The organism is Pseudomonas sp. Pseusp11, assembly GCF_047304405.1.
GTDB lineage: Bacteria > Pseudomonadota > Gammaproteobacteria > Pseudomonadales > Pseudomonadaceae > Aquipseudomonas.
Genome location: NZ_JBGLZF010000093.1, coordinates 1 through 1,310 on the forward strand (window position 1 = coordinate 1; position 1,310 = coordinate 1,310).

1 protein-coding gene is annotated in these 1,310 nt (G+C 53.4%); it reads left to right on the forward strand.

What is annotated here, in order from left to right:
• Positions 1–53: 53 nt before the first annotated feature.
• Positions 54–1,279 (forward strand): IS3 family transposase gene (locus ACCC96_RS30275; RefSeq protein ID WP_413697741.1). Its coding sequence is split into 2 segments (ribosomal slippage): positions 54–405 and positions 405–1,279, totalling 1,227 coding nucleotides; the frame shifts between segments, so codons are not numbered across the junction.
• Positions 1,280–1,310: the final 31 nt, after the last annotated feature.

Below are 1,310 nucleotides of genomic sequence, written 5' to 3' on the forward strand. Positions count from 1 at the left end.
TGCTTCGTCCTGAATAAGGTTTACACCTTCTGGCTTCTTATCAGGAAGGTGCAATGGATACGGGCACAAAACGCAGTCAGCGAGATTACACGCTGACTTTTAAATTGTCGGTCGTTGACCAAGTTGAAAAAGGCGAGTTGAGTTATAAAGAAGCTCAACGGCGCTATGGGATTCAGGGCCGGTCGACAGTGCTGGTCTGGTTACGTAAGCATGGTCGGCAGGACTGGAGCCAAGGTGCTTCCATTCGCTCCCAAAGGCCCCGACCGATGGACAAGCCGACCTTACCACCCACCCCCGAGCAGAGAATCAAAGAACTCGAGGAACAGCTGGCACTGGCCAATCAGAAAGCCAAATTCTTTGAGGATGTAGTCGAAGTGCTGAAGAACGACTACGGTGTGTCTGTCATAAAAAAGCGGCCCGGCAAGTCGTTGCGCAAACCCAAACCCTGAGTGTCAGCAGGGCTTGCCAGTTCATGGGAATCAGTCGCCAAGCCTATTACAAGCGTGATCGGGTCTATCGAGCTCGAATCGAGCAAGATCAGAAACTCATCAGGTTTGTGCAGGAGATCCGCGTACGCCAACCTTGCATTGGCACCCGCAAGTTGCACTCGCTGATGCATGCGGATCCAGAAAAGCAGGAATTGCATGTCGGTCGGGATCGTTTGTTCGAGGTCTTGCGCGATCATCGCCAACTGGTTCGTAGAAAACGGGCCTATCACAAGACGACCGACAGCCATCATCGCTTCCGCTGCCATCCCAACCTACTGAAGCCAGGCCCGCAGCAAATCGTCGCTACGGGGCCGGAACAGGTCTGGGTGGCTGACATTACTTACCTGTCCACCACGCGCAATGATCCGGCTTATCTGAGCTTAGTGACGGATGCTTACTCGAGAAAAATTGTTGGTTATCACGTGCATGGCAGGCTGCATGCCGACTCGGTAGCCCAGGCCTTGCGCATGGCCTTGAAAACGCGTCGAACGCGCCAGAGGTTGGTGCATCACTCGGATCGAGGGGTGCAGTACTGCTCTGATCTCTACCAAAAGCTGCACGCCAGACACGACATTACCTGCTCGATGACCGATGGCTATGACTGTTATCAAAATGCTTTGGCAGAGCGGGTCAATGGCATCTTGAAAGGCGAGTTCCTGCTCCATCGACCTAAAGATCTGGTACAGGCTGAACGGATGGTGCGAGAGGCGATCCTGATTTACAACCAGGAGCGTCCGCATCTGTCCCTGAAATACAAAACGCCCGATGCGGTGCATCGGGCGTTGGGGTGAAACAGGTGTAAACCTATTTCAGGACTAGACA